Source organism: Dermatophilus congolensis, assembly GCF_900447215.1.
Taxonomy (GTDB): Bacteria; Actinomycetota; Actinomycetes; order Actinomycetales; family Dermatophilaceae; genus Dermatophilus; species Dermatophilus congolensis_A.
In genome coordinates, this window is the sequence record NZ_UFYA01000001.1 from 1,370,533 (window position 1) to 1,393,685 (window position 23,153).

General features: G+C 60.0%; 22 protein-coding genes. 9 read left to right on the plus strand and 13 right to left on the minus strand.

The window, feature by feature from the left end; genetic code table 11:
* Positions 1–311: 311 nt before the first annotated feature.
* Complete coding sequence (locus tag DXZ77_RS05875; RefSeq protein ID WP_115030679.1) at positions 312–833, plus strand: hypothetical protein; 522 nt, start codon at positions 312–314, stop codon at positions 831–833.
* Positions 834–845: 12 nt separating this feature from the next.
* Here DXZ77_RS05875 and DXZ77_RS05880 read toward each other — a convergent pair whose 3' ends face one another.
* Positions 846–1,811, minus strand: a complete 966-nt coding sequence (locus DXZ77_RS05880; protein WP_115030680.1) for an ROK family glucokinase — start codon at positions 1,809–1,811, stop codon at positions 846–848.
* A 218-nt stretch (positions 1,812–2,029) separates the two neighbouring features.
* Here DXZ77_RS05880 and DXZ77_RS05885 point away from each other — a divergent pair, with 218 nt between their 5' ends.
* Together DXZ77_RS05885 and DXZ77_RS05890 are read left to right on the plus strand one after the other, a co-directional pair.
* Positions 2,030–3,847, plus strand: a complete 1,818-nt coding sequence (locus tag DXZ77_RS05885) for an AMP-dependent synthetase/ligase (RefSeq protein ID WP_115030682.1) — start codon at positions 2,030–2,032, stop codon at positions 3,845–3,847.
* 122 nt (positions 3,848–3,969) lie between these two features.
* Positions 3,970–5,652: a DEDD exonuclease domain-containing protein gene (locus DXZ77_RS05890; protein WP_115030684.1), complete on the plus strand. Its 1,683-nt coding sequence runs from the start codon at positions 3,970–3,972 to the stop codon at positions 5,650–5,652.
* Positions 5,653–5,689: 37 nt separating this feature from the next.
* Here the strand turns inward: DXZ77_RS05890 and trpD are convergent, their stop codons facing one another.
* Positions 5,690–6,757: an anthranilate phosphoribosyltransferase gene (gene trpD, locus DXZ77_RS05895; RefSeq protein WP_115030686.1), complete on the minus strand. Its 1,068-nt coding sequence runs from the start codon at positions 6,755–6,757 to the stop codon at positions 5,690–5,692.
* Entirely contained in the window at positions 6,754–7,269 is a 516-nt protein-coding gene (locus tag DXZ77_RS05900) for a response regulator (protein WP_243888716.1), read from the minus strand. The genes trpD and DXZ77_RS05900 overlap by 4 nt, the downstream gene beginning before the upstream one ends.
* A 175-nt stretch (positions 7,270–7,444) precedes the next feature.
* On the opposite strand from DXZ77_RS05900, the gene ctaE reads away from it, so the two are divergent.
* The 4 genes from ctaE to qcrB all read left to right on the plus strand — a co-directional run bounded on the left by ctaE (position 7,445) and on the right by qcrB (position 11,885).
* Positions 7,445–8,119, plus strand: a complete 675-nt coding sequence (gene ctaE / locus DXZ77_RS05905) for an aa3-type cytochrome oxidase subunit III (protein WP_442778415.1) — start codon at positions 7,445–7,447, stop codon at positions 8,117–8,119.
* Positions 8,120–8,204: 85 nt separating this feature from the next.
* Complete coding sequence (gene qcrC, locus DXZ77_RS05910; protein ID WP_258553165.1) at positions 8,205–8,999, plus strand: cytochrome bc1 complex diheme cytochrome c subunit; 795 nt, start codon at positions 8,205–8,207, stop codon at positions 8,997–8,999.
* Between the two features lie 46 nt (positions 9,000–9,045).
* Entirely contained in the window at positions 9,046–10,200 is a 1,155-nt protein-coding gene (gene qcrA / locus DXZ77_RS05915) for a cytochrome bc1 complex Rieske iron-sulfur subunit (RefSeq protein WP_028326425.1), read from the plus strand.
* Positions 10,197–11,885 (plus strand): cytochrome bc1 complex cytochrome b subunit, encoded by a 1,689-nt coding sequence (qcrB, locus tag DXZ77_RS05920; protein WP_115030689.1) that lies wholly within the window; start codon positions 10,197–10,199, stop codon positions 11,883–11,885. The genes qcrA and qcrB overlap by 4 nt, the downstream gene beginning before the upstream one ends.
* A gap of 114 nt (positions 11,886–11,999) precedes the next feature.
* Here qcrB and DXZ77_RS05925 read toward each other — a convergent pair whose 3' ends face one another.
* Positions 12,000–12,452, minus strand: a complete 453-nt coding sequence (locus DXZ77_RS05925) for a hypothetical protein (RefSeq protein WP_115030691.1) — start codon at positions 12,450–12,452, stop codon at positions 12,000–12,002.
* 66 nt (positions 12,453–12,518) lie between these two features.
* On the minus strand, positions 12,519–13,580 hold the full coding sequence (locus tag DXZ77_RS05930; RefSeq protein ID WP_181816048.1) for a L,D-transpeptidase: 1,062 nt from the start codon (positions 13,578–13,580) through the stop codon (positions 12,519–12,521).
* A 4-nt stretch (positions 13,581–13,584) separates the two neighbouring features.
* Here DXZ77_RS05930 and DXZ77_RS12035 point away from each other — a divergent pair, with 4 nt between their 5' ends.
* Positions 13,585–13,785 (plus strand): hypothetical protein, encoded by a 201-nt coding sequence (locus DXZ77_RS12035; RefSeq protein ID WP_181816049.1) that lies wholly within the window; start codon positions 13,585–13,587, stop codon positions 13,783–13,785.
* 218 nt (positions 13,786–14,003) lie between these two features.
* On the opposite strand, the gene DXZ77_RS05935 is transcribed toward DXZ77_RS12035, so the two are convergent.
* From DXZ77_RS05935 to DXZ77_RS05970, 8 genes are all read right to left on the minus strand, one after another.
* Entirely contained in the window at positions 14,004–14,411 is a 408-nt protein-coding gene (locus DXZ77_RS05935; protein WP_115030695.1) for a cytochrome c oxidase subunit 4, read from the minus strand.
* Positions 14,408–16,132: an aa3-type cytochrome oxidase subunit I gene (gene ctaD, locus DXZ77_RS05940; RefSeq protein WP_115030697.1), complete on the minus strand. Its 1,725-nt coding sequence runs from the start codon at positions 16,130–16,132 to the stop codon at positions 14,408–14,410. The genes DXZ77_RS05935 and ctaD overlap by 4 nt, the downstream gene beginning before the upstream one ends.
* Positions 16,133–16,136: 4 nt before the next feature.
* On the minus strand, positions 16,137–16,970 hold the full coding sequence (gene ctaC / locus DXZ77_RS05945) for an aa3-type cytochrome oxidase subunit II (RefSeq protein WP_442778416.1): 834 nt from the start codon (positions 16,968–16,970) through the stop codon (positions 16,137–16,139).
* 343 nt (positions 16,971–17,313) lie between these two features.
* The gene (gene aat / locus DXZ77_RS05950) at positions 17,314–18,066 is read right to left on the minus strand and encodes a leucyl/phenylalanyl-tRNA--protein transferase (protein ID WP_258553166.1); all 753 of its coding nucleotides are present in this window, start codon (positions 18,064–18,066) and stop codon (positions 17,314–17,316) included.
* Positions 18,067–18,111: 45 nt separating this feature from the next.
* A complete protein-coding gene (locus DXZ77_RS05955) occupies positions 18,112–19,095 on the minus strand; it encodes a carbohydrate kinase family protein (RefSeq protein ID WP_115030701.1) in 984 nt (327 codons plus the stop codon).
* A gap of 141 nt (positions 19,096–19,236) precedes the next feature.
* On the minus strand, positions 19,237–19,587 hold the full coding sequence (gene erpA / locus DXZ77_RS05960; RefSeq protein WP_028326432.1) for an iron-sulfur cluster insertion protein ErpA: 351 nt from the start codon (positions 19,585–19,587) through the stop codon (positions 19,237–19,239).
* Positions 19,588–19,792: 205 nt separating this feature from the next.
* Positions 19,793–20,950: a glycerate kinase gene (locus DXZ77_RS05965; protein ID WP_115030703.1), complete on the minus strand. Its 1,158-nt coding sequence runs from the start codon at positions 20,948–20,950 to the stop codon at positions 19,793–19,795.
* Positions 20,951–20,991: 41 nt separating this feature from the next.
* The gene (locus tag DXZ77_RS05970) at positions 20,992–22,353 is read right to left on the minus strand and encodes a dipeptidase (protein ID WP_115030705.1); all 1,362 of its coding nucleotides are present in this window, start codon (positions 22,351–22,353) and stop codon (positions 20,992–20,994) included.
* A 194-nt stretch (positions 22,354–22,547) separates the two neighbouring features.
* Between DXZ77_RS05970 and DXZ77_RS05975 the strand changes: the two genes are divergently transcribed.
* Positions 22,548–23,153 (plus strand): DUF3043 domain-containing protein, encoded by a 606-nt coding sequence (locus DXZ77_RS05975; RefSeq protein WP_115030707.1) that lies wholly within the window; start codon positions 22,548–22,550, stop codon positions 23,151–23,153.

Sequence of the window (23,153 nt, forward strand, 5' to 3'; positions counted from 1 at the left end):
CAGTGTCCAGTACAGCAACGTAGGTCCTCCCCTATGGCACCCCGTGTGGGCGGCTGGGTGCTTCATCACAACGCGTTTGGCTTAGCTGTCCGCTCTGGTGCGAAGAGGCCGCGGTAGCTGCATCGGGTACGCGCCTGGGTCACTTTACGGGAGCTTGGTCCGCCCCACACGCTATGTGCGATCTCGGTTCGTTTCTGCGCCACGTGCCACACTTGTTTTAGCCGTTGGGTATGCCTGCGGCCCGGTGGGTGTCGCTGCGGCAGTGTTGCGGTCTCACCGGTGTGCACCGTTGAGTCAGAAAGGCTAATCCGATGTCGCGCATGGACACTCCGCGCCCCGGCTCACACGGCGATGACAAGGACGGGATCGATGCTGCGTTCGCTAGGATCATCGCGAACTGGGATCAAGTAGCCGACCAGAAACCCCCCACGCCGGAATCTTCCGCTCATCAGGACAACTCCGCGCAGGGCGAGGAACCAGGTGCAGGCGTGCGCCGCCCTGCAACTCCGCAAGAAGTTTTCGGTTCACGAGTAGACCTTCCTCGCGGGTGGCGAACATACACCCCTGCCGAAGAGGGCGAAGAAGAGTTCATCCCCCCGAACCCGGAAAATCCTTTCCATTTCCACAACCCAACCTTGTGGGGCGCGGTGCTGGGAATGGTCGGGGGGCCGCTGATGCTGATCGTTCTTGTCGTGTTCGCTCCGGGGGCGCCTCGGTATCTGTTCTGGCTTGCAGTGGTTGGCACGTTTGTGGGCTTCGGTCTCATGGTTTCTCGGCTTCCTGCCCGTCGAGACCCTGAAGAAGAAGACCGCAACGACGGCGCTGTCGTCTAAGCCTTCACGGGATTAGCTCTGTGCTTCTGATCGCGCTAAATCTGCAGCACCGATCAAACCAGCGTCATTACCCAACGCAGCCGCAACCACTTTGGCCACCGGCCGGTACCCCCGGCCAGTCAACTTTTTAGCGAACATCTCCCGCGCTGGTTTCACGAGAAGATCCCCCGCGGCGCTCACACCGCCTCCCACAACAAACAGTCCCGGATCTATCGCGGCAGCGAGGTTGGCCATCCCCACCCCTAACCATTGCCCTACCTCGGCGAGTAGCTCCACCGCAGTAGCGTCACCGTTGCGCGCCGCTTCCGTCACCAGCGGCCCAGTCAGCACCCCGCCTGCCTCCTGCACGCGTGCAGCCAACTCCACACTCATTGGCGACTCGTTCTCGATCAATGCTTTTGCCTCACGCACCAACGCATTGCCCGAGGAGTACTGCTCCCAACAGCCACGGTTGCCGCATTCACAACGCCGTCCATCCGGAACCACCTGCATATGCCCATACTCACCCGCAATGCCGTACCGACCCCGGCGTAGCCCGCCCTCTTCAAGCAAACCTCCCCCGATACCAGTGCCCAACGTGATCATCACGACGTGCGACTCTCCCGCAGCGCACCCAAAGCGGTATTCCGCCCACAATGCCGCATTAGCGTCGTTCTCCACATGGACCCGCATCCCCAAGCGCTGCGCTAAAGAATCCCGCAATGGCTCATTCCGCCACGACAAATGTGGCGCAAAAACGACCCGGGCTCCATCCACCGACACAAAACCAGCAGCGCCGATACCGACCGCCGAAACTTCTAGCCCATCAGTCAGCTCATCAACCACAGCCACGATGGTGTCTTCAACTACGCGCGGACTTTTTGACCGATCTGGTGTGTGCCGCCGCGAACGCCGCAAAATCCGGCCATCCTCACCCACAACCCCACCGGAAACCTTGGTACCGCCGATATCGATACCTACGGCCAAACACTCACTCATCTGGCATAACCCCTTCCGCAGACCTTCGACATCACACACTTACCCACCAGGAGTGCCCGGCCGCGCCATTCTCACCCCTACAGCCCACCTGGCGATAATCAACCCCCTCCAATAAACAGTCGTGGCGCACAACACCGAAAGGTCATGAAACACTAACGGCACCCTCGGCTCGTCCGCACCGCGACGTAGCCCGTCCCCTCTCTTGCCGGAAGGCCACGATGAAGGAAATCCACGTCCCTAGCCCGGAGCACCAACCGCTTCCCTACAGCACACTCGCGGACCTGCTCACCGTGCAGGCGGACGAGGACCCACAACACATCCTCTTCGACATCAAAAACATGGCCAGCAATGACCACCTCTGGGAACCGCTGACCGTGCAACAAGCTCACGACCGCATGGAAGCCACCGCCCGCGGTCTGCTTGCCTCAGGTATCAAGCCTGGAGACCGCGTAGGCATCATGAGCCGCACTCGCTTCGAGTGGACTCTCATCGATCTGGCCTGCTGGCGCATCGGCGCAGTAACTGTCCCGATCTACGAAACCTCCTCCGCCGACCAGGTAGCCCACATCCTGGGGCACAGCGAAACCACCGCCGTGTTCGTTGAAACATTCGAACACGAAGCAACAGTGGACTCCGTGCGTGATCGGCTCCCCGCCCTGCAACACGTGTGGCAGATCGAAGGCGGCGACGTCGACATGATCATTAGCCGCGCAGACCAGACCGACGAAGAGACCCTGCGCGCCTCCCGCGAACATCTCACTCCCGATTCGCCGGCCACGATCATGTACACCTCCGGAACCACCGGAACCCCCAAAGCCTGCCCCCTCAGCCACGCCAACTTCATTGAACTCACCGAGTCAATCCGTGAAGTCTTCGCCGAAATCCTGTTCGCCGAAGACGCTGCCATGCTGATGTTCTTGCCACTGGCGCACGTGCTCCAGCGTGTTATCTCCGTAGCCGCGATCTCCGCTCGGATGCGCACCGCCCACGCCCCCGATGTGAAAAACCTCATGGACGACCTGCAGTCGTTCAAACCCACCTTCATCCTTGGCGTACCACGAGTATTCGAGAAGGTTTACAACGCCACCAACAGCAAACTTTCCGCACAAGGCCACCGAGGCCTCTTCACCTTGGCCACCCGCGTCGCGATCGCCTACAGCCGAGCAATCGACAAAGGCCGCATCCCTGCACCATTGCGGCTGCAGCACAAACTGTTCGACGTGCTCGTGTACTCCAAAATGCGTGAAGCCATGGGTGGGCGAATCCGCAATTCCGTCAGCGGAGGAGCGCCCCTAGGTTCCCGGCTAGGGCATTTCTTCCGCGGCATGGGCGTGGACATCTACGAGGGTTACGGGCTCACTGAAACCACCGCACCAATCAGCGCCTGTAACCCCGCCCTGCACCGTATCGGCAGCGTCGGCCGCCCCATGCCCGGAACATCAGTGCGCATCGCTGACGACGGAGAAATCCAAGTAACCGGCCCTGGAGTGTTCCACGGATACGACGGCGACGAAAAAGCCACCGCGCAGGCGTTCACCCCCGACGGCTGGTTCCGTACCGGCGACCTAGGCAGCCTGGACTCCGACGGGTGCCTGTACATCACCGGCCGATCCAAAGAAATCATCGTCACCGCAGGCGGGAAAAACGTCTATCCAGCACCTCTGGAAGAGGCAATCAGGTCACATCCTCTCGTCTCCCAAGTCATGGTGGTCGGTGACCAGCGCCCCTTCGTCGCTGCTCTCATCACGTTGGACGCAGACATGATCCCTGCTTGGGGTAAAGCACACGACATGCCTGACCTCACCCTCGAAAAAGCCCTCCAAGACGAGTTTGTCAAAGAGCGCATCCAGCTTGCAGTCGACCGCGCGAACAAAGGCGTCAGCCGAGCCGAATCCGTGCGAAAATTCCGCCTCGTCAAAGAAGACTTCACCGAAGACAACGGCATGCTCACACCTTCCTTGAAGGTCAAACGCGAAGTCGTCCTAAAGAAAAGAGCCCGCGAAGTAGAAGCCCTCTACGCTGAGCCACGCAACTAACAGGTAGCCCTCAGCACCGACGAGCCGCTCTCACCGCCCGCATAGGCAAACGAGAGCGGCTCAGCTGTGAACTCCCCACCACGCCCACAAACCTTGTCAGTCGTAGACGTTAGGGTCACGAAATGCACGCCATCCAGGGGACTCTCGACGAACTGGGCACACCGTTGTCACAAGTCACGTTCGTGGTAGTCGACCTCGAAACAACCGGCAGCAACGCAGCCAGCGGACGAATAACCGAGATCGGCGCCGTCAAAATCTGTGGCGGAGAAATCACTGGCGAATTCCAAACACTGGTCAACCCCACCATCCCCATCCCACCGTTCATCGCCGTCCTCACCGGAATCACTGACGCGATGGTCGCCCAAGCCCCCGAAGAACACATCGCCGTCCCTGCATTCCTAGAATTCGCCGCAGACGCAGTGCTCGTGGCCCACAACGCCCCCTTTGATATCGGATTCCTCAAAGCCGCCACTGAACGACTCAACCTCACCTGGGGCAACAACCACGTCGTCGACACCCTGCCCCTGGCACGCAAGCTCGTCTCCCGAGACGAAGCCCCCAACCACAAACTCGGCACCCTCGCCCACCTCTTCTCCACCGAGACCACCCCCAACCACCGAGCCCTCGACGACGCCAAAGCCACCGTCGATGTCCTCCACGCGCTCATCGCCCGTGTAGCAGGCCACGGCGTCACCACCCTCGAAGAACTCGACACCTTCTCCACCACAGTCACCCCAGCACAACAACGCAAACGTAACCTCGCCGACAACCTCCCCTCAGCTCCTGGGGTGTATATCTTCAAAGACAACTCTGACCGGGTGCTATATGTCGGCACATCCGTAGACATTCGCCGCCGTGTCCGCTCCTACTTCACCTCCTCGGAAAACCGCTCACGCATCCGCGACATGATCAACATCGCCGCATGCGTCACCCCTATCGTCTGCCACACCATCCTCGAAGCACAGGTACGCGAACTGCGACTTATCGCTGAGCACAACCCTCCCTACAACCGCAGATCCACCCGACCCCACAACGCCCCGTGGGTAAAACTCACCAACGAGCCTTTCCCGCGCCTATCAATCGTGCGAGCCGTCCGCGACGACGCCGCCACATACGCTGGCCCCTTCTCCTCACACCAACGAGCCCGCGACGCTTTGGACGCCCTCAACGACTCCCTACCCCTGCGCAGATGCACAGACCGACTCTCCCCCACCCGACACACACACCGATGCGCCCTAGCCGACATAGGCCGCTGCGGCGCCCCCTGCGACGGTTCCCAAAGCCACACCGACTACTCCCGCATCGCTGCGGACGCACGCGCCGCACTGCGCGGCGACGCCACCGCAGTCGCCGACAAACTCGCCCACCACATGGTCACCCTGTCACTGTGTGAACGGTTCGAAGATGCCGCAACTGCCCGTGACAGGGCTCACGCCCTCATGCGCGGCGCCCAGCGCGCCCAAGAAGCACTCACCTTCGCCGCCATACCCCACATCGTCGCTGGCCGCAGACGCCCCGCCGGAGGCTGGGAATTCGCGTGCATCCGCCACGGGCATGTCGCAGGAACCACCGTTTCACCACCCCGAGCCGACCCCATGCCCTACATCGAGGCCATGGTGGCCACCGCCGCGCACATCCCCGCACCTACCAACGGTTTGGGGTCAGCGCTAGCCGAAGAAATCACCATCATCCTTCACTGGCTCACCACCGAAGGAACACGACTAGTGGAGATAGAAGGAACCTGGACCTGCCCAGTCGGCGGAGCAGGAGCCCATGTGCATCGGTTTATCGAACACGTGGAGTGAACTAAGCACGCACGCTCAGCTCACCCCACGTGATTCGCTACACCGAAACAGTCGTCGCAGCTCTCCACGCCTCAAGCGTGGCAAGTGCGGCACCAGAATCGATTGCCTCACAAGCTCGATCCACGCCGCGCTGCAACGCCAACTCAAACGTTGCTTGATCAACCACCGCGTGAGCATCCCTGTCAGCGACAGCTACCGCCAAACCAGCATTAAGGGCCACAGCATCCCTCACCGCATCTCGGCGACCCCGCAGAAGCGCCCACACGACCTCAGCATTCTGGGCAGCATCTCCTCCACGCAGCGTATCGACCGGAGCACGGTCAATGCCGAAACGAATCGGGTCAACCGTGAACTCCGCGATCTGACCTTCACGAACCCACAACACTCGTGACGTAGTCGCCAACGTGAGCTCATCGAGACCATCATCACCACGACACACCGCCGCAGAAGTTCCTCGCTCTGCGAGCACACCTGCGATCACCGGAACCATCCGTTCTTTGGCCACTCCAATCACCGAATATTGCGGTTGAGCGGGGTTGGTGAGCGGCCCCAGAACATTGAAGATCGTGGCAATTCCCAACTCACGACGTGGGGCCGCAGCATTGGTCATCGACGGGTGAAACACCTGCGAAAAACAGAAAGTGATCCCCGCTTCTTGGGCTACAGCTGCGACCTTTGACGGAGGAAGAGTCAGATCTACTCCCAACGCCTCCAGGCAGTCAGCAGCGCCAGATTTTGACGATGACGCCCGGTTTCCGTGCTTGACCACAGTGATCCCCGTAGCTGCCGCCACAATCGCAGCCATCGTGGAAATGTTCACCGTGTTGGATGTATCTCCCCCGGTTCCCACAATGTCCAGACTGTTCTGCGGCACATGCAGTGGCCGAGCATGCAACAACATCGTGTCAGCAATGCCTCTCACCTCGGCAACGGACTCCCCCTTGGCGGCCATCGCCACCAAAAAACCTGCTATCTGCGCAGGCGACGCGAAGCCCCCCATGATCTGCTCCATCGCCCACGCAGATGCTTGCGTGGACAAATCATGCCCAGCGATGAGATCCGTAAGCAGGTTCGGCCACGTGAATCCGGCCGAACCATCGCTCATCGGGCGACCTCTGCCCCAGCTGGGATAGAACCGGTTTTCGATTCACGAGCCACATCGGCAACAGCGTTGGCCATCACCAGCGGGTCGATCGGCTGCGGGACAGCCCGGTCAGCCAAGGACCAAGCCGCCAGCCACGCATCCTGAGGACGCCCTGTGAGCACAATCACAGGGGGGCAGTCATACACCTCACATTTGAGCTGCCGACACAGCCCCATCCCCCCTAGCGGAACCGACTCCCCATCAAGGATGAGCAGATCCAGCCCCCCGGCTTTCACATGCTTTTCGGCGATCACTGGTGTAGCGCATTCAGTCCAATCAACGACCTCGACATCACGGGCAGGCTTACGGCCAACCGACCGCTTTACCTGCTCACGCACGGACGCATCGTCGCTGTATAGCAACACACGCACCTTGTGCGTGCTCTGGCCCGTCGTCCCGGACACTGCTTCGGCTTGCACACCCCCCGCAGCAGCGGGTGTAGGCGTGGTGCTCGACCCTGCCAATTCACTCATGGGCCGATCCTAACGACCTAACTCGTCGACATCCGCTCTGCAGCACGAAAGACCACATTCGTGCCTGTCAAAGCACCATTGAGCAGCGAAATTAGCGCCGAAACCGAGAAAAACCTGAGATTCGAGTCGGACTCACGTGCATACTGGGCCACCCGAGGGTGATGTTCGAGACATAATGGCCTGCGTGACGAGCGTTACCCCCAACTCATTCAGCAGTCCGAACCCGCGCCCCCATCCGAGGTTCGGCCAAGGTCCCGTGACACGACCAAACATGGCAGCCGTAGGCACCATGGTTTGGCTAGCTAGCGAACTCATGTTCTTCGCAGGCATGTTCGCAATCTTCTTCAGTATCCGCGCAGTCCGCCCTGACCTATGGGCCGAGGAAACTGCCAAGCTCAACGTCCCCTTTGCTGCAGCGAACACACTCATCCTGGTTATCTCTTCGATCTGGTGCCAGTTGGGTGTTTTCAAAGCCGAACACGGCATCGGCAGCCGCCAGGGCACTATCTGGCAGTTCAGCAAGTGGGGCATGCGCGAGTGGTACGTGCTCACCTACATCTTCGGTGGCATCTTCGTCGCCGGGCAGGTCATCGAGTACGCCACCTTGTGGTCCCACGGCTACGCACTACACACCAACGCGTACACCTCGGTCTTCTACCTCACCACCGGATTCCACGCGATCCACGTGGTCGGCGGTCTCGTGGCATTCCTCATCATCATCGGCCGCAGCATGACGACACGCACGTACACTCACCGCCAAGCAACCGGGGCGATCGTGACGTCCTACTACTGGCACTTCGTCGATGTCGTGTGGATCGCCCTGTTCGCCGCGATCTACCTCCTCAAATAACCCGCCGAGAACGTATACGCACCGCAGGTGCCGACGCCGACCGGCCCCACCTGCGCGATCGTCACCCGACCGCTAAGGAAATCCCGTGAACGCTCAAGCCATCCACCGGCGCCATCCCGCCGTCTTCGTCGTACTGCTCATCGTTGGCCTCATCGCCATGGGCTCCCTGTACGCGCTCGTCGCACCCGGCAGGGCCGACGCCGGTGCTCCCGTCGCAACCGCCAGCGGTGACGACGTGTCCGTGGGCAAACAGCTGTTCCTGACTAACTGCGCGTCTTGCCACGGCTCCAACGGCGAGGGGACCAAATACGGCCCCTCGCTTGTTGGTGTCGGCGCGGCCTCTGTCGACTTCCAGGTAGGCACCGGCCGTATGCCGCTAGCCGGCCCCGGCGTCCAGGCACAGCGCAAGAACCCCCAGTTCGACCAGAAACAGATCGACCAGCTCGCCGCCTACGTCGATTCCCTCGGCCCCGGACCGGCCGTACCAGACAGCAAATACGCCAGCGGCGTCGGCGGAAACATCGCCCGCGGTGGCGAAATCTTCCGCGTCAACTGCGCCATGTGCCACAACTTCGCCGGCTCCGGCGGCGCACTCACCCGCGGAAAGTTCGCTCCCCCACTGCACAACATCGAAGGCAAGCACATCTACGAAGCCATGGTCACTGGCCCCCAATCCATGCCGGTCTTCAACGACCAGAACCTCAACCCCGAGGCCAAACGCGATGTCATTGCTTACCTGCACAACCTCGACAAAAACGAAAACCACGGCGGGCACGCCCTGGGCAACCTCGGACCGGTTGGCGATGGCTACTTCCTCTGGGGCCTGGGCATCCCGATCATGATCGGCGCCGCAGTCTGGCTCACCCGCAAAGCGGCCTGAGCCCACACACTTTCCTCACACCAGCACCGACAGGATTGACACCAACATGAACGAACACGGAAGTCCCGGATCGGGGATCGCCGGCCAAGAACCGAGTAGCGAGGCTGTGTCTCTCAACTCGGGCCATGTCGTCGGAGACGGCGGCATCCCCGAGCGGTTCACCAACCCCGGCCTGCCCCCGCACCAGCCACGCCACGCCGACCTCGACCCTAAAGCCGCCAAGCGCGCCGAGCGGCAGGTCCTGTTCTTCTTCACCCTGTCGATCCTGGGCACGATCGGCTTCGTCATCGCCTACTTCGCGATCGACCGCTCCACGCTGTTCTTCATGCCCTTCTTCGGCTACGTCAGCCTTCTGCACACCGTCATCGGTGTGTGCATGGGTCTGAGCCTGCTCGGTATCGGCTTGGCTGCCGTGCACTGGGCCAAAACCCTCATGCCCGAAGAAGAAGTCGTGGAACAACGCCACGTTCTACGCTCCAGCGACGAAGACCGCATCGGCTTTGCTGAAACCCTCTCCGAGGGAGCCAAAGGAGCCCAGCTCGGACGCCGCCCCATGATCGGCATCCTCGGCGGCACCGCACTGGGCATCTTCGCCGTCCCGCCGGCCCTCCAGCTCGTCGGAGGTCTAGGACCGCTTCCCGAAGCCGACCTGTCCGAAACTTTCTGGCAGACCGGCATGCGCCTCATGCGTGACCCTGAAATGACCCCCATCAAAGCCTCCGATGTCACTATCGGCTCGGCCTTCCACGTTCTCCCCGAGCACATGGAAGCCAGCCTGGCCGAACTGGACAAACTCGGTTACGTCTCCGCAGAGGAAAAGCGCACCGGCAAGTACCGCTTTGACCAGGACCTGGAATACCTCGAGCGCAAAGCCAAAGCCCCCGTCCTTCTCATGCGCCTGAACCCAGACGACATCGAAAGCCAAAAAGAACGCGACTGGGGCTACCAAGGCATCGTCGCCTACAACAAGATCTGCACCCACGCAGGCTGCCCCGTCGGCCTGTACGAACAGCAGACACACCACCTGCTCTGCCCCTGCCACCAGTCAACCTTTGACCTCAAGCAGGACTGCAAAGTGGTTTTCGGTCCGGCGCACCGCGCCCTGCCGCAGCTGCCGATCACAGTCGATAAAGAGGGATACCTCGTCGCTGCGGCAGGCTTCAAAGAACCTGTCGGCCCGAGCTTCTGGGAGCGTGGATGAGCACCACAACAGCCAACGACGCAGCAACCACCCCCGCCGATAACGGGCCCCGCAAGCCCGCAATAGGCGGAAAAATTGGTGGCTGGTTCGATGACCGGACCGGCCTAGCTGGCCCCGTCCGTCACCTTCTTCACAAGGTCTTCCCGGACCACTGGTCCTTCATGCTCGGTGAAGTGGCGATGTACTCCATGGTCGTCTGCCTCATCACCGGCGTGTTCCTGACCATGTGGTTTGTCCCCTCCATGAACGAGGTGACCTACGAGGGCTCCTACGCACCACTGAACGGTCTGCACGTCAGTGCAGCCTTCGACTCCACCATGCACATCTCCTTCGAGGTGGCTGGTGGTCTTCTCATCCGCCAGATCCATCACTGGGGCGCGCTGTTCTTCGTGGCTGCGGTCGGTTTGCACGCAGCACGCGTGTTCTTCACCGGTGCTTTCCGTAAGCCCCGCGAGATCAACTGGGTCATCGGAACCGTCATGTTGCTGCTAGCCATGATCGAAGGTTTCGCCGGATACTCCCTCCCCGATGACCTGCTCTCTGGAACCGGTCTGCGCGTGATGCAAGGCTTCTTGCTCTCCTCGCCGGTGATCGGTAGCTACATGAGCTACTTCCTCTTCGGTGGCTCGTTCCCCGGAACGATGATCATTCCCCGTCTCTTCACGGTGCACGCGCTGCTCATCCCAGCGATTCTCATCGCTCTGCTGGCAGCCCACCTGATTCTGCTCGTCGTGCAGAAACACACCCAGTACCCCGGCCCGGGGCGCACCAACGACAACGTCGTTGGCTACCCCGTCATGCCGGTGTACGCCGCCAAAGCCGGCGGTTTCTTCTTCATCGTGTTCGGTGTCATCACGCTCGTCTCGGCGCTAGTGGCAATCAACCCCGTGTGGATGTACGGCCCCTACGACCCCTCGCCGGTGACCGCAGGTGTCCAGCCTGACTGGTACATGTGGTTCTCCGACGGCGCGCTGCGTCTGCTGCCCGGCTGGCTGGAGTTCGAGATCCTCGGTTTCACACTTAGTCTCAACGTTGCGCTGGGCTCGATCGTCCTACTCCCGGTGGTCTTCATCATCATGGGCGCATATCCCTTCTTGGAAGCCTGGGTCACTGGCGACAAGCGTGAGCACCACCTGCTCGACCGTCCCCGCAACCAGCCGGTCCGCACCGCTATCGGTGCTGGAGCACTCACGGCTTACCTGTGCTTGGCACTAGCCACCACCAACGACATCATCGCGATTAAGACAGGCCTAGCAATCAACGACATCACTGTCTTCTTGCGGATCTTCTTCTTCGTTGGCCCGGTTCTGGTGTTCTTCGCCGTCAAGCGGCTCTGCCTAGCTCTGCAGCTGCAGGACCGTGAGAAGGTGCTACACGGCCACGAATCTGGTGTCATCCAGCAGACCGCTGATGGCCGCTTCTACGAGGTGCACGAGCCTCTGTCGGAGTACGAGAGGTGGGCACTGGCTGGCCATGAGGTGCAGCGTCCCTTGGAGCTTGTCACCGGGCAGGACGGCAACGGTGTTGACGCCCCCACCGCGGGTAATGACAAGCGCCGTGCCGCATGGTCACGCTTCTTCTTCAGTGACCGTGTCGAGCCGCCGACACCAGCGGAGGTGGAGGCTGCTCACCACCACGGACACGACGATAACAACGACAGCCATGCTCTAACTGGCCGTCACTAACTCGCACTATCCAACAACGCCGTGGCGGGGCCCCGACCTTCGGGGCCCCGCCACGGCGTTGTTGTCCTAGCGTTACGTGACACCGCTATGCGGGACTCAACTGGCCAGCCTCGATTACTCCGCCGTCGATCTGCGTGCGAGACGGTTGGAAAGCCTCGCGCTGTCTCGCGCGATTTCCTCCAAATCCGCTGTGGGCCAGCTAGCGTCCGGCGACTTAGAGTAAGCAACCATCTCGCTCGTGACATATTCGGTTACCTCATCCAGCCTCGCCGCAAAGTAGCGGCCAAACATCACAAGCCCGCGATCTGTCGCATCCGGCTGATCGACCAGCACAGTCTCATAGTGTCCCAAGAGCTCCGCTACCAGCTCGGGCGGGAACTTGGCGCCTGAAGCGGCAAGCACAGTTTGGATGAACGTGTCGAAACGCTCACTATTGGCCTCTTTCCAATCCCAGTTGCACCCATTGCCCCAGTCTTCGGGCACGGCCGAGCCGAGTTCTGCCACTACGCCAGCAACGTCCCCCTTCTCCACACGTTCGACAAATTCCGCTAGCTGCTCATCCCGCATCACTTCCCCCTTTTGTCACTCATTCACACTTGATCCTGCCGCAGGAACAGTCAGAGCCGCGATTATTTATTGACCTGGTGTGGTAGAGCTACTAGCTGTAGGCGTTGGCTCCGCGGGTGCCAGTGCACTGAGCTGTTTCCATTCTTTCCACGTGTACAGCCACACTGGCATGCCATCTTCTGGGGACATCTTTCGACTAGAACCAACAAACTCGGCGGGATCCCCGATGATCGTGCTGTTAAAGAACTCTCTTGCTGCCCTAGGACTCATATTCACGCAACCATGCGAGACGTTCCGATAGCCCTGCGCAGACACAGACCACGGAGCAGAGTGGAAAAACTCTCCCGTGTTTGTGACACGCACTGCGTACTTCACCTCAGTTTTGTAATAGTTCGGATCGTTAGCTCCGACGCCGAGAGTGCCTGCATCCATGACAAGGCTTTCATGCAGCTCAGTGATCACTTTGGTGCCCGACCGGGTTTCCCAAGAACCGATCTCCCGGCCTGCGCTAATCGGATACTGCGCTATGACTTTCCCGTTCTCGACCACTTTCATGTTGTGGTCACTGAGGTTGACTTTCACTACGCGTGCCCTGTTCGCGATCGTGAAAGCAGCTTTCTTACTCTTGCGGGTCCATTTACCAGATCCGGTCTGAACGCCTTCCAGGTCAGCGTTGACTGAAACCTTCGTTTTCGGTTTCCAATACGACATAGGGCGCCACATCAACGTGAACTGGTCAGTCCATCCCCATGCGCCTTTTGTTTTCGTGGAAGTTCGCACAGATACGCGTTTTTCTACTTCAGCGCGTTGCGCGTCGGTCTCCACCGGGCTGTCAAACCTCACCACCACTGGCATGCCCACTCCCACCGTGGACCCGTCGGGGGTGACCGTGTAGGTAGCGTCCACTTTCGGGGTGACTGTGGAAAATGTTTGCTCGATTTCGGTGGACTCGCCCGCCGCATTGACGGCAGTTGCTCTCACTACGTATTCGGTATCTAAAGAAAGCGGCTCACTATTGACCCACGTTCCTGTCTGATCAATGGCTCCACTGAGCTTTCCTGGTTTGTCTTTAACGGCGACTTCCACCTTCGATAGTTTGCCGTCGGTGGTGATCCGCAAAGGAGTCATCGGAGTGACATTCTTTGCTTTGTCTTTCACGGAAGATTCGACTTTAGCTGCCGGAGCAGACGTCGTCGTTTCCGATCCGCCGTTACACGAACTCAATCCAGCTACTCCGGCCAAGAGCACCGCTGCAGCCCATGTCAGCGTGCGGGCACGCGCTGAGAACACAGGAATCGTCATCCTCTCCTTAGCCCCCATCAGCGTGCGTTAGACACCACGCACGCTTTGACGCGGCAGTGTCTGATCTACCTGAGGCTAGCCAACTCATGAGCTTAGACCCGGCATTCAAAGACGTGCCTCTCCCCCTTGTATACCGAGGTCAGCCCTTTTTTCATCGCCGCCTCAGGTATATAAACACAGGCCGTAACACGAATGGCCGAGATCCCTCACAAATTGAGGGAATCCCGGCCATTCAGAAGAAAAATTGACTCAGATCACATCGCCACGGAAGTACTCAAAGCACCATCCGAGCAAAGCAACAATGCTGAATACAACACCGATGATGAACATCCACCATCCGATAGCCAATCCAGCGAACACGGTGGTCGCCCCGAAGGCTAGGAAGACCGGCCACCCGGATCCAGGACTAAAGAAGCCGTAGTCGCCCGCAGCCTCAGCGATCTCAGCACGAGGGTTGTCTGCTGGGTCCTCGTCTAGCTTCTTGCTTGCCGAGCGCAGCCCGAACGTGCCCATGAGGCTCATGATGCACAGCAGCCACAAGGCCACCGATCCGGTCCACTCAATCTGGCCCGTAGCGTTGGTCCAGAAAGTGTAGATAACAGCAATCGGCAGGAAGAAAATTGCCATCAATGTGAAGACATTGCTGACTTCCCTCATCGCTGACCACCCTTCGCGTCGTTGTGGCTGGTGCCGCTGAGCTGACTGAGAACCTCGCGGTCAGCGACCGGCGAGGCGACCTCAGCCACCTGCGGGTGGTGCAAGTCGAACGCGGGACGCTCTGAACGAATCCGGGGAATGGAGTCGAAGTTGTGGCGCGGTGGCGGGCACGAGGTTGCCCACTCCAACGACGCACCGTATCCCCACGGGTCATCAACGGTGGCCTTCGGAGCGTACTTCCAGGTCTTCCACACGTTGTAGAAGAAGGGAAGCATCGAGATCGCAAGCACGAACGAGGCAACCGTGGAAATCTGGTTGAGCAGGTGGACGTTGTCCTCGATGAGGTAGTCACCGTAACGGCGAGGCATGTTCTGCATACCCAAGACGTGCTGAACAAGGAAGGTGCCGTGGAACCCGAAGAACAGCAGCCAGAAGTGCAGCTTGCCAAGCTTCTCGTCGAGCATCTTTCCTGTGAACTTTGGCCACCAGAAGTAGTAGCCAGCGAACATCGAGAAAACAACCGTGCCGAAAATCGTGTAGTGGAAGTGCGCCACCACGAAGTAGCTGTCCGAGAGGTGGAAGTCCAATGCTGGGCTGGCGAGCACAACACCGGTCAACCCACCGAAAAGGAAGGTGACGATGAAGCCGATCGTCCAGAGCATCGGCGTCTCGAAAGTGAGCGACCCGCCCCACAAAGTGCCGATCCAGTTGAAGAACTTCACGCCAGTAGGAACGGCGATCAGCATCGTCATGATCGAGAAGAACGGCAGCAGCACCTGGCCGGTGACGTACATGTGGTGAGCCCACACAGTCACAGACAACGCGGCGATAGCGATCGTGGCGAAGATCAGGCCCTTGTAACCGAAAATCGGTTTACGGGAGAAGACCGGAAGGATCTCCGAGACGATGCCGAAGAACGGCAGCGCGAGGATGTACACCTCAGGGTGTCCGAAGAACCAGAACAGGTGCTGGTACAGGATGGGACCGCTGTGTGCTGGGTCGTAGATGTGCATTCCGAACATGCGGTCACCAGCAAGAGCGACCCAGGCCGCAGTCAAAACGGGGAAGGCCATCAACACCAGGATCGAGGTGACAACAACCGTCCAGCTGAACACTGGCATCCGGAACATTGTCATGCCCGGTGCACGCATGCAGGTGGCGGTGGTGATGAAGTTGACCGCACCCATGATCGAGCTGAAACCGGTCACAGCGAACCCGAGGATCCACAGGTCGCCGCCCAGGCTGGGGCTGTAGGTGGCGTTCGATAGCGGCGTGTAAGCAAACCAGCCGAAGCTCGCGGCCCCCGAAGGCAGAAGGAAGCCAGAGCAAGCGACCAAGCCGCCGAAGAGGTACAGCCAGTAGGCCAGCGCATTCAAGCGGGGGAACGCTACATCGGGGGCGCCGATCTGCAAGGGAAGCAACGCGTTCGCGAAACCAGCGAAGAGAGGAGTCGCGAACAGCAACAGCATGATCGAGCCGTGCATCGTGAACATCTGGTTGAACTGCTCTAGGTTGCGCACGATCTGCAATCCTGGGTCGAACAGTTCAGCGCGGATCACCAGCGCGAGGAGGCCACCAAAGCAGAAGAAGAACATCGTGGTGGCGAAGTACATCATGCCGAGTAGCTTGTGGTCGGTGGTGGTGAGGATTTTGCCCACCAAACCACCCTTAGGGCCACGCGGTTGTTGTGTGCTCTCAGTACGTTCGATGAGGGCGCTCATCCGATCAATCCCTTCCGTTGATGGACGGCTGGTTCGGGGCCATCGGGTGACGGTTCAAATCTGTTCCGAGAATCCCGGTGTTACCTGCGGCGCGAAGCTTTTCGATGTGTGCGTCATATTCGGCCTGGGGAACGACCTTGACGTTGAAAAGCATGGTGGCGTGGTAGGCGCCGCACAGCTCCGCACACTTACCTTGGAATGTGCCCACTTGGGTGGGGGTCACCTGGAACTTGTTGACGTTGCCGGGCACCATGTCGAGCTTTTGCTGGAAAGCCGGGACCCAGAACGAGTGGATGACATCACGCGATGTCAAAGTGAACTCGACGCGCTTGTTCACCGGGAGATAGAGAGTCGGGAGAGTCTTAGAGACACCGTCTTTACCAGTCAGGTCTGCTTGCACACCGGAGTCGTGGACGTTGGAGTCCATGTAGTTGAAGTCCCAGCTCCACTGCTTACCAGCGACGTTGATAACAACATCGGGCTTCTGCGAGGTGTCAGACAGGACCCGCTCGTCCTGGTAAACGAAGTAGAACATCACCCCGACCATCATGACCGGGATTACGGTGTAGAGCATCTCGATCGGAACGTTGTACCGCAGCTGTGGCGGGAGGCCGACGTCGTCTTTTTTACGTCGGAACCGAATCATGCAGTAAATCGTCAAACCCCATACCAGGGCACCAACGGCCAGGGCAGCGATCCACATACCGATCCACAACTGCGTGACTCGTTGTGCACCTGTGGTGGCGCCGTAAGGAAGCCACCCCGTGGAAATGTCTCCTTTACCGCACGCGGTGAGCGCGACCATGAGCAGGCCGAGCGTACCGACCGCGGTGGTCAACCGCCGGGCACGGCTCCTCGTCGGTGTGAGTTGTTGCGTGCGCAATGTGCACCTTCCATCCAGATCCATCGGCAAGCATCGGGCCTCGACCCTGCCGCGACGACGCGGCCTGAACCCAGTTAGCCACAACCGACCCTGAGTGTGACCTGGAAGTCAGATGAGAGACTTAGGCCACGTCGATACCGACTGCAAGCATACGTCGCTCGACGACACGATCGGGGCCGGTCGTGTCCCTACAAGCAACGGAATTACTCAATTTGGGAACTTTTGGCCCCTCTCACGCGACCTCTCAAGCGCTACACCCTTCCCTTCGGCTGCTGCACAGGGGTCGTAGAGCATTCTTTCAGATCACACAGTGCTGGACATGCCGCCTCGCCCATTCGCTAGCGAACCCTGCCGGGACGGGCAGTTGGACAGCCTGTTGTGCTGCCACTATGTACTCATCCCTGCTTATTTCGCTCACACCTAGGCTGGCCAGGTGCGCAGTAGCCCACTGGACGTCAATGAGGCGTCGCTCATCGCCGTCATCGCCAACAATGTCGACCAATTCCATCAGTGCCACTTTTGACGCATCTCTGCTTGCGTGGAACATCGATTCGCCAGCAAATAGACCACCAATGCTGACTCCATAGAGGCCACCTACTAAATCCCCGTTAGACCAAACCTCCACTGAATGAGCCCACCCCATCTCGTGGAGAGCTACGTATGCATCCACGATGTGATCGGTGATCCATCGGCCCTGCCGATTCGGGTCAGCGCATCTGCGCATCACCGCCTCAAAAGCACGATCCACGCTCACCGTGTAATGCCGCGCAGACTTACGCAACGATCGATGTACTCGCAGATCAGCCGGGCGGAGCACGCCACGCTGCAACGGCGACCACCACCCCATCGGCTCGGCCCCGCACTCCCCTAACCCCATGGGAAAAACACCATTGATGTACGCGTGCAACAACGTCGCCGGGTCTAGATCACCACCAACCCCCACCAGATCGTCTTCCGGAGAGAGCCGCAGCGGCGGAAGACCGCTACGGCTCTCCGGAACAACAGGTGGGAAAACAGGATCCCCCGGACCCCGACTTTCCTCATCCATCATGGGTGTACCTCAGCAATTCGTTCATGAGGTACATCATCAACTCACTCAGGCAAACGTAGGCAGGTGCGCGCCGATCTCATTGGCAGCTTCCTCGCCGTACGCCGCACGCAGACGCTCCAAGGCGTTACCAAGGTTGTGCTCGTACTCCTGGGTGCCGACTGTCTCAACTACGTGAGTGGCAAGCATCGCGCCAGTCTGAGCGCAGCGCTCGTGTGAAAGGCCCCAGTGCAGTCCCGCCAGGAACCCAGCCCGGAAGGCGTCGCCAACACCCGTGGGGTCAACAACTTTCTCCGCAGGGACAACGCCCACTGTGATCGTCTCGCTGCCCTTGGTGGAAATAGTCACGCCATCTTTACCGTGAGTAATGACGCGAGTAGTAACCCGCTGGGAAATCTCTTCGGAGCTCCACCCCGTCTTCTGTTCGGTCAAGTGAGCTTCGTACTCATTGGTGAACAAGTATTCGGCACCGTCGATGAGGCGGCGGATGTCCTCACCCTCCATAAAGGCAAGCTGCTGCGAGGGGTCGGCTGCGAACTTCATCCCGCGCGAACGGCACTCATCAGTGTGACGAACCATCGCCTCCGGGTCATTGGGGCCAATAAGAACCAGGTCAAAACCGCCAACCGACTGCGAGATCGGCTCAAGCTCGATCTCACGCGCCTCAGACATAGCACCGGGGTAGAAGGTTGCGATCTGAGCCGAATCACGGTCCGTTGTGCAGGTGAAACGAGCGGTGTGACGCTCGGTCGATACCTTGACACCCTTGGTGTTCACGCCGTGACGGTCAAGCCACGCACGGTAGTCATCAAAATCAACACCGGCGGCCGCCACCAGGTACGGCTCCAATCCAAGGACACCCATACCGAAAGAAATGTTGCCGCCCACACCCCCACGACGCACCTGCAAGTCGTCAGCGAGGAAAGACAGGGAAACTTTGTCGAGCTGCTCAGCCACGAACGAGTCGTGAAAACGCCCCGAGAACGTGAGCAGATTGTCATGGGCTAGAGAACCAGTGATAGCAATACGCACTCCACCACGGTATCGGACCAACGCCGCCCTGACACTCCCCCATCCCACCCCGTGCACACACGAAACGGCTGGGCCTGTGCGCCACGCACACACCCAGCCGTCACCGATCCCGCACATACACGGGAATACGCACACCAGCGATCAGCTGAAGCTGTCACCACAAGCGCAAGAGTTACCTGCGTTCGGGTTGTCGATAGTGAAACCTTGCTTCTCGATGGTGTCTGCGAAGTCGATCGTGGCACCGTCCAAATACGGAGCGCTCATGCGGTCAACAACTAGCTCAACGCCATCGAAAGATTTCACAGCATCCCCATCAAGGGTGCGCTCATCGAAGTACAGCTGATAGATCAAACCCGAGCAGCCTCCCGGCTGCACACCAATGCGCAGACGCAGATCGTCACGGCCTTCCTGCTCCAGCAGGCTCTTGACCTTAGCGGCAGCAACGTCAGTCAACACCACTCCGTGCGTGGCGGTCTCGTTCTGGACGGTCATAGTGACTACCTCTCGACCTCGATGTGGCAGCAAGTACCAGCGACGGCACCAGCCTGCACACCCTCGCGGTGCTCTCGTTCGATTGATCGGTCCTGCGACCGAAGTCCATTCTCAGGCTACCCGCAGTCCACGCAGACTGACAGCCAGGCCCGCCAGCAACAACACTGCCCCACCCAGGGGTATTCCACCCGCTGAGCAACGCTCATCATCTACTCCATGTGCGAGCTAGACGCTGCGCACGATCGGCGATTGCCGAAGCCGGATCAGCCATCACACTGGCCACATCCCCGCCTCTACCGACAATCCCATACACCGCAGCAACCCCCGCACTCATCGACTCTCGCCGCCCCACCTCGACCTGGCCCGCCAACACCATTGTGGGAAGAGCGAACTCCGCTGCCGCAGCCGCCACGCTGACCACCACCCCCGCATGCACAGAACGGCCGTCAAAACATCGCTCCCCCGTGACCACCAAATCATGCCCACCCAACAACTCACGCATACCCCACAAACCCATCACATGCGAGACCGCGTCCTCAACCCGCGCACCCAACACCACAAGCCCATACCCCAAGCCACCACCAGCCCCCGCCCCAGGAACCCGCGTCACCCGCCGCGGCAACCCCGTCAACAAATCAAGCCCCGCCGGCAAAACCCGCTCCACCACATCCACGAAATGCCCCAACGAACGCTCCAACTCCTGCGTCTGCTCCACCGAAGCGCCCTTCTCCGGCGCAGTCGTGGCCGAAGCCCCACTGAACCCCAACAACGGCAACGCACCCTCCGCCGCAACCACCAACTCCACCCCAATCAAACGGTCCCGCACCGCCTCCAACCCCGCCACATCATCTGGCGAAACCTGACCCAACGCGCCCCCACCTGAACACAACGCAGGCCCCTGCCCCGCCCCCAAAGCAGCCAACATGCCCGCACCAGCATCATTCGTACCCGTCCCCCCACACGCCACCACAACCCGCGAAGCGCCCTCAGCCACCGCCACCTCAATCATCTGCCCCACCCCAAACGTGCTCGTCACACACGGGTCACGATCAGCGGCATCCAACAAATGCAACCCCGCCGCCTGCGCAGCCTCCACAAACCCTGTACGCACCCCACCAACCTCAGCCAACAACACCGTCGCAGGCACATCACGCCCCAACGGATCAGCAACTGTCACCCCCACCGAAACCCCACCAACAGCCGCCTCCACCACACTGGCGAAACCAGCCTCACCAGCAGACAACGGGGCACACGTCACCACATCACCAGGAGCCTGCCGAGACCACCCATCAGCCATCGCGTCAGCGACCTGGCCAGCCGTCAACATTCCGGAATACTGCGAGGGAGCGAACAAGACACGCACGCTTCACATGGTGCCAAACCGCTCCCCCGCAGCGGAACAAATCAGCCCTTCCACACCTGCGCGATCTTCTCAAACATCAGCGCTTCAGCCACACACGCATGCTCAAAATCACCCAAGTGCAGCCCCTCATCAGTACTGTGCGCACGCGTATCCGGGTCTTCCACCCCCGTCACCAACACCACTGCCTGCGGGAAGGTGTCATTGAACTGGGCCACAAACGGAATCGACCCACCGATACCGGCATCCACCGGCTCAGTGCCCCACGAAGAGCGCAAAGCCGAACGGGCCGCTTCCACAATCGGACCCGAGGCGGGCAACGCAGAACCCGGCGCTGCATCCTCAACCTCAACCTCAACCTGAGCCCCCCAAGGTGCGTTGTCCTGCAAGAACTTCGTCACCGCCGCAGCCGCAGCCGCAGCATCCTGCGCAGGAGCAATCCGCACCGACAACAACGCCGAACACGAAGGCGACAACAAATTCGCCGCACCCTCCACCGCAGGGGCGTCAAAACCAACCACAGTCACCGTCGGCTGCAACCACAAACGCGAGGCAAACGTGCCCTTACCAATCAGCTCTACACCATCAAGAACACTGGAGTCACGGCGAATCTCCTCCGCGGTGTAATCCACCCCCGAAGTTTCCTCACTCACCAACCCCGGCACCGCCACCGAACCATCAGCGTTATGCAACGTCCCCAAAAGACGACACATCGTCGTAATCGCATCCGGCACCACCCCACCAAACATGCCCGAATGCAATCCATGCGCCAACGTCGACAACGTCACCTTCAAACGCACATTGCCCCGCAACGACGTCGTCAACGCAGGCGTACCCACCGCCCAGTTCGACGAATCAGCAAGCACAATCACATCGCACTCAAGCTCATCCCGATACTTATCCAACAAGGCAGGAAGACTCGCCGAGCCAGACTCCTCCTCACCCTCCACAAACACAATCACCTCAACCGGAGGCTTACCCCCAAAAGCACGCAACGCAGCAAGATGCGCCATCACACCAGCTTTATCGTCAGCAGTACCGCGACCATACAAACGCTCACCACGCTGCTGCGGCTCAAATGGCGCACTGGCCCACTGCGACTCCACACCAGCGGGCTGAACATCATGGTGGGCATACAGCAACACCCGTGCCGGCCGTTTCCCACCAACCGGCTCAGGGCCCGCCACACGGCCAATCACCGCAGGCTTACCGCCCTCAGCAACCACCTTCACCTCAGCGCCTTCAGCACGCAATAATTCCGCCACAGCTTCCGCGCTGGCTTGCACGTCTTTATCGTGCTCAGGCAACGCAGACACACTCGGAATCCGCGCCAACGCCATCAAATCTTCTAGTACACCTGGCATAAGATCAGCGATTTTGGTTCGCAACGCCTCTGTATCCGTCATGGCCGAACAATATCCCCGCCAACACCACCCAGAACCCCAATAACACTGACAACGCACCTCATCTGACCTAGATCCTCCCCCCCATCTGGCCACAACACAAAACCATCACCTACACCGCAATCCCTGCAGATCAACAGCACCTACCACCGCGCAGATCACCCATTCAAAGACATCACCAAGCTAGAGTGTCCAAGGTGTCCAGCAAGAAATCCGCCGACCAGCCCAACGGCGCCACGGAAACCACGTCCACCGTTGATCCAGCACCCGCGCCTGCCACCACCAAATCCACAGGCAAAGGGCGCCCCACCCCCACACGCAAACAAGCCGAAGCAGCCCGCAAACGCCCTCTCGTTCCCGCCGACCGTAAAGCCGCCAAACGGCAATCACGGCTAGAAGAACGAGAACGCCGTTACAAAATCCGTCTCGCCATGGAAGCTGGCGAAGAATGGGCCCTACCCCGCCGCGACCGCGGAACCGAGCGCCGCTTCATGCGTGACTGGATCGACGCACGCCGCTCCTTTGCTGAATACCTTTTGATCGTCATGGTGCTGGGCCTGCCCGTCACACTCATCACCCACCCCACGATCATGGCAATCGGATACTGCATCGTCTACGGCGCAGTACTCATAGCAGCCATCGACGTCACCGTGATGTGGTTCCAAGTCAAGAAAGCAGTCACCACCAAATTCGGCGCACCACCAGCCAAAGGTGGCCTGTGGTACACCATCACCCGCGCACTACAAATGCGCGTAGGACGCGTCCCCAAACCCCAAGTCAAACGCGGCCAGTACCCCTCCTAA